Origin of the sequence: Pseudomonas sp. HD6515, from assembly GCF_024971855.1 — a bacterium.
Classification (GTDB): domain Bacteria; phylum Pseudomonadota; class Gammaproteobacteria; order Pseudomonadales; family Pseudomonadaceae; genus Aquipseudomonas; species Aquipseudomonas alloputida.
Genome location: NZ_CP079827.1, coordinates 2173466 through 2186226, shown reverse-complemented (window position 1 = coordinate 2186226; position 12761 = coordinate 2173466). Strand labels below are relative to the sequence as shown.

Genomic DNA, 12761 nt, shown 5'->3' with positions numbered 1-12761 from the left:
ATGAGCGATTTCAGCACCCTTGAAGTGATCCGCGACCCGCGCGGCTTTGCCACCCTGTGGTTAAGCCGCGAGGACAAGAACAACGCCTTCAACGCGCAGATGATCCGCGAGCTGATCGTGGCCATCGACCAGTTGGCCGAAGACGCCAGCCTGCGCTTTGTGCTGCTGCGTGGCCGTGGCCGGCATTTCAGCGCCGGTGCCGACCTGGCCTGGATGCAGCAGTCGGCGCAACTGGACTTCAACACCAACCTGGATGATGCCCACGAACTGGGCGAGCTGATGTACGCCCTGCATCGCCTCAAGGCCCCGACCCTGGCCGTGGTGCAAGGCGCAGCCTTTGGCGGCGCGCTGGGCCTGATCAGCTGCTGCGACATGGCCATCGGCGCCGAAGACGCCCAGCTGTGCCTGTCGGAAGTGCGCATCGGCTTGGCACCGGCGGTCATCAGCCCGTTCGTGGTCAAGGCCATTGGCGAACGCGCCGCGCGCCGCTACGCCCTCACCGCCGAGCGCTTCACTGGCGTGCGCGCCCGCGAGTTGGGCCTGCTGGCCGAGGTGTACCCCGCCAGCGAACTGGACGACCACGTCGAAGCCTGGGTAAGCAACCTGCTGCAGAACAGCCCACAAGCATTGCGCGCCACCAAGGACTTGCTGCGCGAAGTGGACGACGGCGAACTCAGCCCGGCCCTGCGCCGTTACTGCGAAAACACCATCGCCCGTATCCGCGTCAGCGCCGAAGGCCAGGAGGGCCTGCGCGCTTTCCTGGAAAAACGCCGCCCTGCCTGGCAAACCGTTGACAAGAAGGAGCCGCGCCCATGAGCCGCCCCGCTTTGACCACCCTGCTGGTCGCCAACCGCGGCGAAATCGCTTGCCGGGTGATGCGCACCGCCAAGGCCATGGGCCTGACCACTGTCGCCGTGCACAGCGCCACCGACCGTGACGCCCGTCACAGCCGCGAAGCCGACATCCGCGTCGACCTGGGCGGCACCAAGGCTGCCGAAAGCTACCTGCTGGTCGACAAGCTGCTGGCCGCCGCCAAGGCCAGCGGCGCCCAGGCCATCCACCCAGGTTATGGCTTTCTGTCCGAGAACGCAGGTTTCGCCCGCGCCATCGAGCAGGCCGGGCTGATATTCCTCGGCCCACCGGCCAGCGCCATCGACGCCATGGGCAGCAAATCGGCAGCCAAGGCGCTGATGGAGGCCGCCGGCGTGCCGTTGGTACCGGGCTACCATGGCGAGGCCCAAGACCTGGACACCTTCCGCGCCGCGGCCGAACGCATCGGCTACCCGGTGCTGCTCAAGGCCAGCGCTGGCGGCGGTGGCAAGGGCATGAAAGTGGTCGAGGAAGAAAGCCAGTTGGCCGACGCCCTGGCGTCGGCCCAGCGTGAGGCACAGTCGTCGTTCGGCGATGCGCGCATGCTGGTGGAAAAGTACGTGCTCAAGCCGCGCCATGTCGAAATCCAGGTGTTTGCCGACCAGCACGGTAACTGCCTGTACCTTAACGAACGCGACTGTTCCATTCAGCGTCGCCATCAGAAGGTGGTGGAAGAGGCCCCTGCCCCCGGCCTGTCGCCCGAACTGCGCCGGGCCATGGGCGAAGCGGCGGTGCGTGCCGCCCAGGCTATCGGTTACGTGGGTGCTGGCACCGTGGAGTTTCTGCTTGATGCACGTGGCGAATTCTTCTTCATGGAGATGAACACCCGCCTGCAGGTGGAACACCCGGTCACCGAGGCCATCACCGGCCTGGACCTTGTTGCCTGGCAAATTCGCGTGGCCTGCGGCGAAGCCCTGCCGATCACACAGGAACAGGTGCCGCTGATCGGCCATGCCATCGAAGTGCGCCTGTATGCCGAAGACCCGGCCAACGATTTTTTACCCGCGACCGGCAAATTGGCGCTGTACCGTGAATCGGCACCTGGCGAAGGTCGGCGGGTGGACAGTGGGGTCAGCGAAGGCGATGTGGTGTCGCCGTTCTACGACCCGATGCTGGGCAAGCTGATTGCCTGGGGTGAAAACCGCGAACAGGCACGCCTGCGCTTGCTGGCCATGCTCGACGAGTTTGCCATTGGCGGATTGAAGACCAACATCGCCTTCCTGCGCCGCATTCTCGCGCACCCTGCGTTCGCGGCGGCAGAGCTGGACACCGGCTTCATTCCCCGCCACCAGGATGTGCTGCTGCCGGCGCCACGTGCGCTGCCGGCCGGCTTTTGGGAGGCGGCAGCCGAAGCCTGGCTGCAGGGCCAGGCGGGGCATCAGCGCGAAGACGATCGCCATTCGCCGTGGAGCGGGCGTAATGGACTGCGCTTGGGCCTGCCGGCACGCAGCAGCTTGCATCTGGTGAGTGCTGGGCACGATCAGGCAGTGGCCCTGGAACGCAGCGCTGCTTCTACCTGGCAGCTGCAAGGTGAGCAGTTGGTGCATGACCAGAACGGCGTGCGTCGCCAGCATCTGGCAATCCGTCGGGGTGGCACGCTGTACCTGCACTGGGATGGCGAAATGCATGCCATCGAAGCCTTCGACCCGATTGCCGAGGCCGAAGCCAGCCACAGCCATCAGGGTGGGCTGGGTGCGCCCATGAACGGCAGTATCGTGCGGGTGCTGGTCGAACCTGGGCAGGTGGTGGAAGCCGGTACTGCGCTGGTGGTACTGGAGGCCATGAAGATGGAGCACAGCATTCGTGCGCCGCATGCCGGCACAGTGAAGGCGCTGTTCTGCCTGGAGGGGGACATGGTCAGCGAAGGGACTGTGCTGGTCGAACTGGTGGAATAACGGTGCCGTAGGGCCGCTTTGCGGCCCTAACGCAACACAAGGCCGCCCCTGCAACAGCCCGTAGGAGCGGGTTCACCCGCGAAGAGGCCGTGACTGCTGGCCTTTTCCACCCGCCGTTCACGGTTGCCGCCGCTACCGTATTCGCGGGTAAACCCGCTCCTACGCAGATTGGTGGTGGACACACACCGGAGGTTGGACACAGCCCGTCCTGTAGGAGCGGGTTCACCCGCGAAGAGGCCGTGCCTGCTGGCCAATCTCCATCCGCCGTTCACCGTTGCCGCCGCTACTCAAACCCTTTCAAAAGGCCCCATGCACCCGCACGACCACCCCAAGAAATTCGCAACCCTCTTCGCACAACAGCGCCGGGTAGTTACTGTTCAATGCCTTCAGATAACGCTGCCCACCTTCCTCGGCCAGCTCGCGGAAAATCGCCGGTTTGCCGGGCTGACGAGCGATAACCAAACGCCCCGCCTCAGCCTCTACACCTGGGTCCACCAGCATCCGCATGCCCTGCGGCACACTGCGGCCACTGACAGCGCTCATGGCATCGTTTTCCACGGTTAGCCAGAACGCCTTGCCCTGTGCCAGGTAGTCAGTCTGCTCGAAAACAGCAGGCTCTACAGCCGTTGCAGCCTCTAACTCACTCCAACCCAGCACCGGGTAACGGAAGCAGACGATGTATCGCATGAGGTCGGGTTCGTCATCATCGTCATCCCCCCCAGAAACACAACGTTCACCATCAGCCTGCCCGTGAATACGCAATTGCAAGCGGACGCAGTAGTGGGGCATGCCAATCTCAACCAAAGTGCGGTTCATCGACTCGAGCTTCGGTTGGCGCCGCTTGTTCACCCAATGTCCTACACTGCCTTGCGACACGCCTACGCGCTCGGCAAGCTGCTCTTGGGTAAGCCCTAATTCCTCCATCCGGTCGCGAACGAGGGCAATCCACTTATCCATGTTCATGGCTGGCATGCCCCTCACGTATAGCGGCCTTGTGGCGTGACACAGCTTCGCAGCAACCCGGCAGCCTAGAAGGCCCCATGTACCCGCACCACCACTCCCAGAAACGCGCAGCCTTCTTCACACAAAACCGTCGGATAGCGCGTATTCAGTGGCCTGAGCATCTTGTCTCCACCCTCTTCGACCAACTGCCGCAATACCGCCGGGCGCCCCGGCTGCCGTGCAATGACCAACCTGCCGGGCTGTGCCTCCAGCCCGGTATCCACCAGCACGCGCATGCCCTCGGGCACGCTCTTACCACTGGCCGCGTTCATCGAGTCGTTTTCCACCACCAGCCAGAACGCATTGCCGGCGGGCATATAGTCCGTCTGCTCATGGGACGTGCTCGTTTCAGGCAATGGCCCCTGCAGGTCAGCCCAACTCAGCACCGGGAAGCGGAAGCTGGCATAGAGCAGCGCCTCGGCTGAAACCGGCTGCTCGGCCGTATAGAGCCCTTGCGCTTCACGCACGATGTCGCGCTCGACCACCATGACCTGGGCTTCCAGAAACACCAGCCCAAGCTTCTCCAGCTTTTCATTGATGGTTTCCAGCGTCGGCCGACGCGTGCCACGCAGCCAATGCCCCACGCCCCCCTGCGTCATGCCCAGGCGCTCGGCCAGTTGGAGCTGACTGAGGTTATGTTCGCGCTTGTAGCGCTTGAGAAATGCGTTCCAGTTTTCCATGAGCGGCAACAATACGGACTGTATTAACCGCTGCAATACACAATCTGAATTATTTATTTGGCACTACATAGTACAGCTTGACCTATTCTGTGATTCCAGTGTGCTTGAAGGGAAATCAGCAGGTATTGCCATGAAACCATCGAAAAACGACGAAACAGATCTCGACAGCGAAGCCGCACGCCGCGCGCTCGACTATTACCTCAACCCCAACCCACCGCGGCCCACCCTGGACAACAGAATCTGGACCCTGCACGAAGGCGTAACCGGCGACCAGGCCCAGGAACACGCCATCGCCCTGCTGCGCTGCGCTGCAGCCACCGCCCAGGAAACCGCCACTCACCAGCACGGCAGCCAGCGAGAACTGACGTTCGCGTTGATGCACATGATGGACATGGCTCGCGCACTGCTGGAGCACAAACGCACCGAGTGAGCGGGTTTATAGACAAAAAAGAAGGGAGAGAACGTGATGGCCAGGTAACGGCAAAGGCCCCGATTGCCGGGACAAGGAAGCGCGCCGGTAAAACTTTTTTACCGGATTAGCGAAAATTCATTTGACTGGCAAATGATAACGATTATTATTGCACTCAGCTGATCGCGAGATCCGCTGGATAACCTGAAAGCTTAGGTCGCTCTCAGATTATCTCCTCATCAGGCTAATCACGGTTTTTGACCCGGCTTTTTTGCCGGGTCTTTTTTTTGGCTCTTCAGGCTAATGAAGATCGTGATGGCGCGCATGATAGCAAAGGTGTTTCAGGGCGTGAACGCTCGTTACAAAACTTTGCGGAATCAGCACTTGAGAATCAATCTCGTTTCGCCTACGCTGTTTCCGCATCAAGGAAGATGCCCCCTCCTCCCCTTTACAGAGCAAGGAGCTGTCCATGACCCGTCTGCTGCTGCCCCTTGAGCACCCCACGCCTGCTGCCGAACACGATGCCGACGATGCCCTGCTGCATGCACTGAAGCGGCTACCACGGCGCGTACAGCAAGTATTTCTGCTCAACCGCCTCGATCAGCTGGACTTCGCCAGCATCGCTGCGCGCCTTGACCTGCCACTGGCGACTATCGAGCGCAACATGGGCCAGGCGCTGCAGGCTGGCCGCTCGCGCCGGGATGTGCTGGCGAGCGTGGCCGGGCAATGGTATGTGCGCTTGCAGAGCCCGCAGGTGACGGCGTGCGAGCGTATCGACTTCCGCCGCTGGCTGGATGCCGATACGGCAAACTTGCAGGCGTTTCACGATACGGAACTGCGGTGGCGCAGCCTGCTGGCGCCGGCACGGCAACTGGGCCATGACGGCTGGTATCGGCAAGGCCGGGCGGCGCTGTCGCTGGGTGGCTGCTCGGTTGCGGTCGGGCTGGGTGTGGCGGCGTTGGTGCTGGTTGGGTTCTGGGCTTGATCAGCGCTTCAGCATGCCTGTACGTCCCCGCCCCTGAGCATGCACCGTGCGCATGTCCGACTTCAGCTGCTCGATAGCGTGGGTACAGTCATGCAGTGCCTGGACGCGCTCTTCGTTTCGCACCGCCTCCTGCTTACATGACAGGCACATCCGCCTGTTCGACCAACGCCACCCTGGCTGGCTGTTGCAACAACCCTCGGGGCAACCGAAAACCTTTGAACGGTTGTTGAGTAATTGGGTTGAAGGCCTTTTCCGCGTTCAGCCGATAGCGCATCACACCATCACCCGTCCTGAAGCTCAGGTCCACGCTGGTTGCCGTACGTCCATTGAGCGAACCGCGGCTGAGCAGGCGGAACATCGACCAAGGCCCTCGATACTCCAGGCTGCTGCTATTGCCGTTCTGCCTGAGCAGGGTCAGGTTGCTGCGCACGTGTTGCCCCAAGGTATTGGGCCAGACAATGCCGGTGATCTGACTTGGGCCGTGGGTGTAGGAAATCAGCTGGCCATCCAGATCCAGCAGGCTGGTGCGTTGATTTGCACTGAGCCCCAAAGGCTCGATGCTGAACTGCACGCTGAGGTTACCGCGCTGATCAAAGAACGTTTCGCGGATGCGATCAGCCAGTGCCAGCTGCTCGATCACATCGGGACGGATCAGGGAACGCCCCTGCAGACCAGCCTGCAAGGCTTCCAGATTGTCCTTGAGGAAAAGCTTCAGGTATTGATCCTGGAAATGCTGCAGTCGCCCCTTCGGTCCGAAGAACGCTTCAAAGTCTTCCAGCGAAGCGTCGGGTGCCCTGACGACGAATGGGTAGCGCTCGGCCAGGCGCTGCTGGAAGAAGCTGTAGACTTCAGCATCCCACCGTCGCTCCAGCTCGCGCAGCGCTTCAACGTTCAGCACTTGCGCCGTTTGCTCTGCCACCTTTCTGACGTGATGGTTGATTGGCTCCGGCAAGCCAGTGGCGATGCGTTGCAAGGTGCCGATGGGGTCGTGCCCGGTCATTGAAAAGCGCTGATGCACCGCGTGCAGCGCGGCCTTGCCCCGGTCTGGGCTACCCTGTACCGCCTTGGCATAGTCGTGGACGGCGGCTATGGCTGCGTGCATTTCATCGTAGTAGCTCGGTTTTTCGCCTGCAGCGTGCAACATGGCGCTCAAGCCTGCAAACGCCCGCTGGATGGCCAGCGCGTGTTGTTGCTCGGGCTTGCTGTTGACCGAAACAAGCGAGGGGGCCTCATCCGCCACGCCAACATTCACCGGTGATGACAGCGAACTGTTGTCGCGAACCGTCTCCAGCAATCGGTGCACCGGTGCCGCTGGCCCGGCCAACTGTTCAAGGATCGTGACGCCATGATCCAGGTCTCGAAAATCCGCCACGGAGAATGCGTTCAAGGCGCGGCGCCAGCTGTCGATGTAGTCGGCGCTGTACAGGTTGCGCAGGCGCTCGTTCAGCGCAGCCTGGTCGGCATCGGAGTAGTCCAGTTGAGCACGTTCCCCCAGTGCCCACTGGTCGATCATTGCCATTTCCGTAAAGCGCTGACTACGCGGTTCAAAATACTCCTTGAAGCCTTTGGCGGTGAGCATGGCCGCCAGCAAAACACCGTTGTCGCCCTGGCTCGAGCCGGAAGACGGCTGGTAAACGACATCGAACGCAGGGCCCACCTGATGACGCAGGTCCAGACCAGTATGCAACTGCTCCTGGGCCTGCTGCTTCAGGCCCGCATACACGCGTTGTGGCAACGGCACCTTACGCAGGGTCTGCTGCACGTCGCTGACCCGCTGGCGATACTGCGGCAGGTCGGTATCCGCGTAGGCCAGGGCATACTTCAGGTGCCGCATGAGGTCACGTTGCAGCTGCCCCTGGCCGGGGAAGGCCTGTTGCCACTGTCGCGCCATCCATTCCTCGACCCATTCCGCTCGGCGGTTCCGGCGATCCTCGAGCATCCGGTAAACCCGGAGCGCGGCCATTTGCTGCTCGCTGCCGGGGGGCGCCGCATCCATGGTATCGATCACGCCACTGGCCAACGCAGGCAGGAAGCGCCTGGACAACAAACTGAGGTACGCCTCATCCACGGTAGGCCCGATGGCACGGCCCTGATACAGCCCCAGATCAGCAACACCCGGCCACGCAGCGCGGTAGTCGCCAAACACTGCTACCGCATCGCGGATCTGGTCCAGCGGCGCCAGCAAGTTGCGCCCGGTCGGGTCCAGACGCTGATCCACTTCGTGATGGCTGTATTCCCGGCTCTTGGCCAGCACGCTGGCGGCCTTGACGCCATTGATGTCGAAGTAACGATGCCAGCTGGCGATGGCGACGCAGAAGGCCAGGACGCCTACAGAAGCACCCACCCACAGCAATTGTCGCTTGCGCCGTGCCACCCTGACGTTGTCGCCGGCAAGGCCGGCCTCTTTGTAGATGACCCGCCCAAAGGCCTGTTGAATGAAGTAGGCCAACGCCTTGGCCTGCGGCTTGCCCTCAAGCAAGGGGAGGCTGGTCTTGTAAGGCTGCGCCGCCTCACGGACAAAGGCGTTGCGCACGTCACCGTGCTGTACGACCGACGACCAATACACACCGCGCACCAGCGCCGGGGTGGTGAAACGGTCACTTGCCAAGGTCTCGCGCAGAAAGCTCAACAGGATTGGACGCAATCCAAGCAACTGCCTATGCAGTGAGTAGAGACGTGAACGCAACCCAGGGCTACCCTGCACGTCCAGATGATCGATCACCTACTCGAACAGCTGCTCCAGCAACCGATCGTAATGTTCGCCATACTCGCCCAGCCAAGCGTCGAAGGTGTCGACGGCATCCAGCTTGAACGTGAATCCAAACAGGCTGTTGCGCTTGTCGGCCGAAAGCTTGCTGTAGAATGGGTCGAAGCCGTCCAGCAGATCGAATTTGCTCAACACGACATACAGCGGCAAGCGCGAGCCCAACTGGCTGCTCGCCTCATAAAGACGTGTGCGCAGCAGGTGGGCAAGTGCCGTGCGTTGCTCGACGGTACCGTGCAGTAGCGCGGGCAGGTCGACAACCAGCACCAGGCCGTTGAGGGCTCTCTGGCTTCGATTGCGCTGCAGCCAGTCCAACAGATGCTGCCACAATTTGGCTTGGGTTCCAGACGGTACCGAAGACTCAACGTCTGTGGAGTCACTGCCCAGCGAATCTACGAGGCCGGTCTGGCTGATAAAGGCACCGGGCGGGTCGATGATCACCGCATCATTGCTGATCCACCACCCCACGGGGTAGGCGAGCGCCTGCGCTGACCGGCCCCGTGCCTGCGCCTTGTCGATGCGGGTCAACGAGAAACTTTGATCGGTGCAGTCAATAAAGCTGCTCTTGCCGACCTGCCTGGCGCCCAGCACGAGGTACCACGGCAATCGGTACAGCGCGCGACGCCCACCGGCATTGTCCAGGTAGCGTGCAAGCGCTTGGCTCAACGCCTTCTCTTGTGCATGAACGAACGGTTGCGCCGGATCCACCTCGGCAGCCATCGCCTGCTGACGCTCTGCTTGCAACCGGCGAAAGCGCGTTCTCAACACGATCAGCCAGCACAACAGCGCCACCAACACGAACACCAGGCTGGCCACACTACGATGCGCCACACTGGCCAACGACTGCTGATCGCGCCATGTCCATTGCGGGCCGAGCCACCAGATGGCGACCAGCATCAGCACAGCGCCAAGCCCAAGTAGCAGCGGCATTGCCAGACCGATACGGGTCATCAGCGGCCAGCCCCAACGTTTGAGGTACTTCCAGAGTTGATTCATCGAGGCTCCTGCTCCTTGTTCCTATCGGCCAGCACGTGGGAGGACGCGTATTGTTGAAGCCGCTCAAATACCTCGGGCTCCCAGTCGCTGGCGGTGGTTTGCTGCATCGTGCGCACTACCCCAGCGCACAGGTCCTGGGCTAACCAGGACACGCCTCGTGCGGCCAACAGGTCAGCTGCGATGACGGTGGTATGGCAGCGCTCGCGAGGGGCTCGAAAATCTGCCTGCATCCCCTGCAGCCTTAGCAACACCGGTTCTACGCCGCCGCTTTCCAGCTGGCTGACCAGTTCTTCGCGAAGGTTGGTGAACGCTTGGGAAGCTCCGGCTTGCCCGGATTGCCCGTCTGCCCCTTTGAGCCAGGCCAGGCATTGGTCGTCGACAAACACCCGACCGTCGCTGAAGCACAGCTGCTGCAGCGCTGGCATGCGCAGCACGAAACGAGCGGTCGCCGCACGGATGGCCTCAGCCACTTCGCCCATCGCCAGCCGCGACGCGGCGGTTGCGGCAAGAAAGCTGCCGCGAATCCAGAAAGGCGAAGCCGACACACTTTTTTCGACCCGCTGGAGCAACGCTGCGTCGATTACCGTGCCGGCGATGGCCTCCTCATAGTCGCTGGCAATATCCCGCGGCACTGCCATCAACTCTGTACGGTTGCCCTGCCGGGTTTGCGGTGCGGCCTGAATGTGGGCCCACAGACCAAAGCGCCGCAGTTGATAGCCGGTCGGGTCGTAAGGGTCCTGCTGATTGATCAGCTCGGCCATGCTCAAGATGGCTCGGCGCGTCTCGCGCTCGTTACCGCCCGACAAGCAGGGTTTCGGGGTGGCGATGACATCCGCCAGCGGCGCAGGTTGGGGGCTCTCCACCGGGGCCTTGGGCGCATCGCACTCACCAATACCGTTGGCAAGCGCCGTGTGTTTGTGCAAAAGGCGCTCCAGCTCAACCAGAACAGCCGGGTCAAGCTGGGCGGCTTCCTGCTGACGTAGCAAACGGGCCAATGCACCCTTCGCCGCTGCGGCGTGAGCCGGGGTGTACGTGAAACGATCAAGGCGCGGCAGCGCATCGATCAAGCGATTGAGCACCAGGCCAACGACCTTGCGCTTGGTCAGGAAGCCCTTCGGACCAGGCGCTGGATGAGCGGTTTCCCAATAGCCCTCGATCATTCCGCCCAGTAACGCCAAGGTGAACCCCCAGCGCTCCCAACAACCACTGCGCAGCCACGCAACGCTCAAGTGCGCGACGATCCGCAGATGCTTGCACTGTCGCTCCAGATACTGACCAGAGGCCTCCTCGATGTAGTCCCAATCGATAGAGGCTTCCTGTAGCCCACCCAGCTTGACCATCTCCTGGTCAATGGCTTGGTAGGTTTCGTCTTCCACATCGAACAGCCCCGCCGGCACCTGGGTATCAATGGGTGCGAGCAAGCGTGTGATTTCTTGCGCCTCGACCTCAGCTACCAGCGACATGTCTTGCGAGCCTCGTCGATAAGCGGGTCCAGCCCCTGAGCGTCAAAAACGAGCCCATCAACAGCAGGGTTGTCGCTCTCTACGTGAATGCGATGGGCCCCGATCAATTGCTTGATCTGCTCGATACCCGGCAAGCCTCTGCCGGCGTCGAGCACTTGGCCGTTTTCCATCACTTGCCACGGTGTGGGTGCAGTAGCGCCCCGCTCCCCGCGCAACTGCACCTGCACTCGGCTGGCATCGACGGGTTGGGCGGTGACCAGTTGCAACCTCGAGATGTTTTGCACGCAGCTGATGATCAGGTAGGGGTGCGGTGCAACTGAAGCAATCGCAGGTGCTGAGATCAGGAGCCCGCCCTCTTCAGACCTGAGGCGAAACATCAAGTCCTCGGGCGCCCGCCCCGTCTCATGGATCAATACGCGACGCACCGTGGGCGCCTCCAGCTCCTGCGCTGACCACTGTCGCTGCGGCGTGAATCCCGGCGTACCCGCCGCCTGATCGAAACACGCCAGGCGCTCAATATTGGACACGATCCGTGGGCAGTCCTGCGATGCGCAGGTTAAGGCAGGCATTAATAAAAACAGTAATGAAACGCCGAGGCCACCTGCATAACGAATAATCATCGCACCTTAACGCTCCCACTCAATCGTACACATGCCCCTGCATTAACCCGGCCATTCCAACCGCGAAAAAGAGGCTAGTACATACATTCAACTTTATTCAAGAAATTATTTTGTTACATATTTGAACTCGACGCTCGACGATTATCCAGCGCATGGTTTTTACGCAACGCACAATTCAAACCTCAGGAATCATGTTTATTAAGCGTTTAACGCGCAAGCTTACTTGTAGGAAGCGTCCTGCATATAAAACCCACACTAAAAAAGATATATAACCATGACTAAACCCTCCGACTCCGTTGCACCCAAAGAACGCATCAACATCAAATATGTGCCCGCCACCGGTGACGAGCAGGCCGAGGTAGAGCTGCCGCACAAGATGATGGTGCTGGGCGACTTCGGCCTCGATGACAGCCGCTCCCTCGAAGACCGTCAGGTCATGCGCATCGATAAACACACCTTCAACAACGTGTTGAACGACGCCGATGTGAGCCTGGCCATGTCGGTGCCCTCCGCGCTTGGCGCTACTCCGGATGCAGAGCTGGCAGTCAACCTGCAATTCAAGTCCATCCAGGACTTCGGGCCAGACCGCATCGCACGCCAGGTGCCCGAGCTGAACAAGCTGCTGCAGTTGCGTGAAGCGCTGGTCGCCCTGAAAGGCCCGCTGGGCAACGTGCCCACCTTCCGCAAACAGCTGCAGCACCTTCTGAACGACGCGCATGCCCGCAAGCAACTCGCGCAAGAACTGGACCTGGTGCTTGAAGCGCCAAAAGCCGACTGAGACAACGGAGCGTCCCCATGCCAAAGCCAAGCACAACTGTCACTGTTGAAACACAGGCCGAAACACTGAGCAATGCCACCTTGCTCGACCAGATCATGGCAGAGACCAAGTTGGTTCCCACACAAGAGGGTTACCAAGTGGCCAGGCAGGGTGTATCCGCCTTCATTGCCGAAATTCTAAAAAGTCATGACCCAGATCAATTGATCAACAAACATCGCGTCGACCAGATGATTGCCGAGCTGGATCGGGTCCTCAGCAAGCAGATGGATGCCATTCTGCATGAACCCGCAAGCGCTACC

The 12761-nt window shown here is 61.2% G+C and carries 9 protein-coding genes and 2 pseudogenes; 6 read left to right on the top strand and 5 right to left on the bottom strand.

Annotated features, from left to right (window positions below):
* Both KW568_RS10020 and KW568_RS10015 read left to right on the top strand, forming a co-directional pair.
* A complete protein-coding gene (locus tag KW568_RS10020) occupies positions 1-816 on the top strand; it encodes a gamma-carboxygeranoyl-CoA hydratase (RefSeq protein ID WP_003251320.1) in 816 nt (271 codons plus the stop codon).
* Positions 813-2765: an acetyl/propionyl/methylcrotonyl-CoA carboxylase subunit alpha gene (locus KW568_RS10015; protein ID WP_004576463.1), complete on the top strand. Its 1953-nt coding sequence runs from the start codon at positions 813-815 to the stop codon at positions 2763-2765. The genes KW568_RS10020 and KW568_RS10015 overlap by 4 nt, the downstream gene beginning before the upstream one ends.
* 297 nt (positions 2766-3062) lie before the next feature.
* Here KW568_RS10015 and KW568_RS10010 read toward each other — a convergent pair whose 3' ends face one another.
* Together KW568_RS10010 and KW568_RS10005 are read right to left on the bottom strand one after the other, a co-directional pair.
* Positions 3063-3728 carry a LexA family transcriptional regulator gene (locus tag KW568_RS10010; protein WP_004576462.1) on the bottom strand — a complete coding sequence of 222 codons (666 nt, stop codon included), beginning with the start codon at positions 3726-3728 and terminating at the stop codon, positions 3063-3065.
* Between the two features lie 65 nt (positions 3729-3793).
* Positions 3794-4447, bottom strand: a complete 654-nt coding sequence (locus KW568_RS10005) for a LexA family transcriptional regulator (protein ID WP_003251326.1) — start codon at positions 4445-4447, stop codon at positions 3794-3796.
* 130 nt (positions 4448-4577) lie between these two features.
* Between KW568_RS10005 and KW568_RS10000 the strand changes: the two genes are divergently transcribed.
* Positions 4578-4877 carry a DUF6124 family protein gene (locus tag KW568_RS10000; RefSeq protein WP_003251328.1) on the top strand — a complete coding sequence of 100 codons (300 nt, stop codon included), beginning with the start codon at positions 4578-4580 and terminating at the stop codon, positions 4875-4877.
* A gap of 448 nt (positions 4878-5325) precedes the next feature.
* Positions 5326-5841, top strand: a complete 516-nt coding sequence (locus tag KW568_RS09995) for a DUF4880 domain-containing protein (protein ID WP_004576461.1) — start codon at positions 5326-5328, stop codon at positions 5839-5841.
* Between the two features lie 133 nt (positions 5842-5974).
* On the opposite strand, the pseudogene tssM reads toward KW568_RS09995, so the two are convergent.
* From tssM to vasI, 3 genes and pseudogenes are all read right to left on the bottom strand, one after another.
* Positions 5975-9601: pseudogene (tssM, locus tag KW568_RS09990) on the bottom strand (type VI secretion system membrane subunit TssM).
* Complete coding sequence (gene tssA, locus KW568_RS09985) at positions 9598-11064, bottom strand: type VI secretion system protein TssA (RefSeq protein ID WP_004576459.1); 1467 nt, start codon at positions 11062-11064, stop codon at positions 9598-9600. The pseudogene tssM and the gene tssA overlap by 4 nt, the downstream one beginning before the upstream one ends.
* Positions 11052-11684 carry a type VI secretion system-associated protein VasI gene (vasI, locus tag KW568_RS09980; protein WP_004576458.1) on the bottom strand — a complete coding sequence of 211 codons (633 nt, stop codon included), beginning with the start codon at positions 11682-11684 and terminating at the stop codon, positions 11052-11054. Before vasI ends, tssA begins: the two co-directional genes overlap by 13 nt.
* Positions 11685-11958: 274 nt before the next feature.
* Here vasI and tssB point away from each other — a divergent pair, with 274 nt between their 5' ends.
* Both tssB and KW568_RS09970 read left to right on the top strand, forming a co-directional pair.
* Positions 11959-12462, top strand: a complete 504-nt coding sequence (gene tssB / locus KW568_RS09975) for a type VI secretion system contractile sheath small subunit (protein ID WP_004576457.1) — start codon at positions 11959-11961, stop codon at positions 12460-12462.
* 17 nt (positions 12463-12479) lie between these two features.
* Positions 12480-12749: pseudogene (locus KW568_RS09970) on the top strand (type VI secretion system contractile sheath large subunit); the annotation flags it as partial.
* Positions 12750-12761: the final 12 nt, after the last annotated feature.

What these genes read in the sequence shown, in the direction of transcription:
- tssB (WP_004576457.1), top strand. Translation starts at nt 11,959, where the DNA reads ATGACTAAACCCTCCGACTCCGTTGCACCCAAAGAACGCATCAACATC.
- vasI (WP_004576458.1), bottom strand. Translation starts at nt 11,684, where the DNA reads ATGATTATTCGTTATGCAGGTGGCCTCGGCGTTTCATTACTGTTTTTA.
- KW568_RS09995 (WP_004576461.1), top strand. Translation starts at nt 5,326, where the DNA reads ATGACCCGTCTGCTGCTGCCCCTTGAGCACCCCACGCCTGCTGCCGAA.
- tssA (WP_004576459.1), bottom strand. Translation starts at nt 11,064, where the DNA reads ATGTCGCTGGTAGCTGAGGTCGAGGCGCAAGAAATCACACGCTTGCTC.
- KW568_RS10010 (WP_004576462.1), bottom strand. Translation starts at nt 3,728, where the DNA reads ATGAACATGGATAAGTGGATTGCCCTCGTTCGCGACCGGATGGAGGAA.
- KW568_RS10015 (WP_004576463.1), top strand. Translation starts at nt 813, where the DNA reads ATGAGCCGCCCCGCTTTGACCACCCTGCTGGTCGCCAACCGCGGCGAA.
- KW568_RS10005 (WP_003251326.1), bottom strand. Translation starts at nt 4,447, where the DNA reads ATGGAAAACTGGAACGCATTTCTCAAGCGCTACAAGCGCGAACATAAC.
- KW568_RS10000 (WP_003251328.1), top strand. Translation starts at nt 4,578, where the DNA reads ATGAAACCATCGAAAAACGACGAAACAGATCTCGACAGCGAAGCCGCA.
- KW568_RS10020 (WP_003251320.1), top strand. Translation starts at nt 1, where the DNA reads ATGAGCGATTTCAGCACCCTTGAAGTGATCCGCGACCCGCGCGGCTTT.